Raw genomic sequence first — 2,684 nt, forward strand, 5'->3', positions numbered from 1 at the left:
AGATAAAAGTGCTATTTCGGTTTGCTTTCCCCACTCTCCATCCTCAATAATTCGCCGCTCTGGATGGTTGTAGTTCCAGAGCTGTTGGAAAGCTTTGATTGATAACCATGCTAAATTCTTGCAACCTGCGCCCTCAAAATCAAAGTGCATGGGGTCAAAAGAGCCGATCCAGTCCCATCCATAGCGCTCCAAATAAGGCTTCCATCCTTGAGCATCCTCAATATCTAAAGCTAACCCGGTGTTGTGGTTAGACCGTCCTGGCAGAGCTGCAACACTGATTCCACACCGCCGATGTTTGTAATGGGTATAAAGTACCGCTTGTTGTGCCAGCGTCCTGTATGCAGAATTAACAACCATTTTCTTACGACGAATAGCGATCGCTTTTTCTAGAGCTTCCACAGCCGGGGCTTGTAAGAATGGGTGGCACCCCGCGCCACAAACAACGTTTAAATGCGAAAAATCTACTAACAGTCCTGGTGCAATCCGGTTAATTTGGTGGATTAGCTGATAATCCAAAGCACGAACACCTGCCGTTGAGCAGGAAGTGTATTGAGCAATTGATGAAGTCATAAGACATCAAATATGGTGAAGCTGTCCCAAAAATGCTTTGGCTGCATCGCTCACAGCCTGTAGCCAGCAATCCGCGTCGGCTACGTTTATAGAAAATTTAGGCTCCGGCAAAATTGCGATCGTCTTTACCGCCCTCCTGACAATTGCTTGAGGATAGCGGTCATACCCCGCCCAAGCTGGCGAAAACCCCTCAAGGTCAAACGCCCAAATCCCCACACATTGCATTTTGATATGGCCGTCAAGAGGAATGCGCGAAACTTTCTCAACCCAGAAGAGATGCGTCGCGTTCGTCTTGGGTGGCTTCCATAGCAAAAGTTGTTTAGCTTCAGGGGTAAGTGTGTGATGCCATGTCTTAACCCCAGGTTTCTTACTACGAAGCTTTGTTTTTTTACTGATTTCGGATTTAATTTTTCGGAATGAATCAATGGCAACCAAAAAGTCATGCGACCCTTGTCTTGGAACGATGCGCCAGGTATCGACGCTTCCGATGGTATCTCTTTCCAGGCGGATAATCGCGCAGGCTGGCAAGAATTGTCGCTCAAGGATGAGGGGGGTTCGGCGTTGAGTTCCTCTGCCAGTGAGTCTGTTGATCCATCGTCGGATTTCATAGATCCAATCCCCTACGATTGAAAACACATTTTTTAAATTATTTCAATAGATTGCCAATTTTCTCAGCCAGCGTGTCCCGCGTTGCGTAGATTGCCAACCCGGTTCCCAATGCGGATGCGATCGCTTCCAACGGCACCCCCTGCCAACCCTGCCACTCTAGTTTGCTGATACAAACATCCTGCTTGCATTGATAATCAATTCTTAGTGAAAACAAACAAGTGACAATGAGAATTGATGGAATAGTTGCCGCAAGAGCTAAGATTGAATACCCTCGACCTACCGCAGTTTTAGTTCGGTTGGGGCAATCTGTAGGGCAATCAGCCTTATTGCTTTCCATCGGCATCACACACAAACTTACTAGCGGCGTTTAGAAAGTTAATAGATGAAGTCCACTTCTCTTGCTCGCTCAAAGTCTGACAAATAGCAATACCCTTAGAATTGATTGCCAATACTTCAAAAGTAACCCCGGCATTACTCTCTCTAATTTGTCCAACTGCTACAGGAGTATTATCGCTATTCATCATAGAGAATCTATCTTTTGCTCAATACGGTTTAGCTGTACGTCCAGCGTGTCGCTATCAACCCCGATGTACTGGTACACGCCAAAACTCATGTTAGAAAACCAGTAAGGAATGTTAAACGATAGAGAATATTCTGGAGTTAGCTTGGGGAAAATAAGTAATGTATTTCGATTAAGCCAGAGCTTACGATTAGCGATAACGTCCGTATCTTGGCTTCCTCCAGCAAGCAATCCTAATCTAACTCGCTGATTCAGAAACCCTGCGAAACGCCAGTGAGCGGGGACATTTTCAGATGAAACCGATACCGCTAAGATGTGCTTTTGCAGTAGAAGAGGAACATACTTTTCAGGTATAGGGTAGTAAGAGCTGGTGATTATTGGCGCTTCAACAGTACCAGCCCAAACCTGCTCCCAGTTCGCCGTGTTGCCTAAATCTAAGATAGGTTGCGGCATTACATGAACCTGCGGCCCTCTTCCCAAGCCTCAGCCGCATGAATGGGATCTACTCCATACTGAAATAGCGCCTCCATGAAATCATCGGGGCTGAGCGCTCCATCAACAAAATTACGGCGGGCAAATTCCCGCTGAATCATGAGATCGATCTGATTATGCCAATCCTCCGGGTCGCCATTATCTATGGCAGGAGTCGCTAAGAAGTTATCAAGACTGAACAGAAGACGGTGATCGTTCGAGGGTAAACTGAGCGCGTCCATTTGCGGCTCCTAATAGAGTTGTTTTGTTAGTACCATCAAAAATGCTACTGAAAGCGTTTGCTATGTCACCAGCATCAAACTCTCCAGTCTTGATGCACAGAGGAATACTGCGGTGAGTAATCTTAGCGTCAGTATCCGCCTCAGCATACTGAATATATCGAGTATTCCAAGCAGTAACCTTGGCAACTGGTGTACCAGCTCCCCGGTACCAGCTTGCCTTACTAGGTTTTATGCCAGAGCCTCGGAGGTTAAAAGAAACTTTTGCCGCACCA

At 46.4% G+C, this 2,684-nt stretch carries 8 protein-coding genes; 1 reads left to right on the top strand and 7 read right to left on the bottom strand.

The window, feature by feature from the left end:
* A partial coding sequence (locus tag H6F63_RS02610; protein ID WP_190634645.1) for a M15 family metallopeptidase occupies window positions 1–570 on the bottom strand: 570 nt, incomplete at its 3' end.
* Between the two features lie 6 nt (window positions 571–576).
* On the bottom strand, window positions 577–882 hold the full coding sequence (locus H6F63_RS02615) for a hypothetical protein (protein WP_190634648.1): 306 nt from the start codon (window positions 880–882) through the stop codon (window positions 577–579).
* Window positions 883–1,011: 129 nt separating this feature from the next.
* On the opposite strand from H6F63_RS02615, the gene H6F63_RS02620 reads away from it, so the two are divergent.
* Entirely contained in the window at window positions 1,012–1,200 is a 189-nt protein-coding gene (locus tag H6F63_RS02620; protein ID WP_190634650.1) for a hypothetical protein, read from the top strand.
* Window positions 1,201–1,216: 16 nt separating this feature from the next.
* Here H6F63_RS02620 and H6F63_RS02625 read toward each other — a convergent pair whose 3' ends face one another.
* The 5 genes from H6F63_RS02625 to H6F63_RS02645 all read right to left on the bottom strand — a co-directional run.
* The gene (locus H6F63_RS02625) at window positions 1,217–1,516 is read right to left on the bottom strand and encodes a hypothetical protein (protein ID WP_190634652.1); all 300 of its coding nucleotides are present in this window, start codon (window positions 1,514–1,516) and stop codon (window positions 1,217–1,219) included.
* Window positions 1,503–1,703: a hypothetical protein gene (locus H6F63_RS02630; RefSeq protein ID WP_190634655.1), complete on the bottom strand. Its 201-nt coding sequence runs from the start codon at window positions 1,701–1,703 to the stop codon at window positions 1,503–1,505. The genes H6F63_RS02625 and H6F63_RS02630 overlap by 14 nt, the downstream gene beginning before the upstream one ends.
* The gene (locus H6F63_RS02635) at window positions 1,700–2,152 is read right to left on the bottom strand and encodes a hypothetical protein (RefSeq protein ID WP_190634658.1); all 453 of its coding nucleotides are present in this window, start codon (window positions 2,150–2,152) and stop codon (window positions 1,700–1,702) included. The genes H6F63_RS02630 and H6F63_RS02635 overlap by 4 nt, the downstream gene beginning before the upstream one ends.
* Window positions 2,152–2,292, bottom strand: coding sequence for a hypothetical protein (locus H6F63_RS02640; protein ID WP_190634660.1), 141 nt, complete (start codon window positions 2,290–2,292; stop codon window positions 2,152–2,154). Before H6F63_RS02640 ends, H6F63_RS02635 begins: the two co-directional genes overlap by 1 nt.
* A 67-nt stretch (window positions 2,293–2,359) precedes the next feature.
* Window positions 2,360–2,684: hypothetical protein (locus H6F63_RS02645; protein ID WP_190634662.1), on the bottom strand; the 325-nt coding region annotated here is incomplete at its 5' end.

The sequence above is a fragment of the Trichocoleus sp. FACHB-40 genome (assembly GCF_014695915.1).
GTDB classification, from domain to species: Bacteria; Cyanobacteriota; Cyanobacteriia; order Cyanobacteriales; family FACHB-T130; genus Funiculus; species Funiculus sociatus.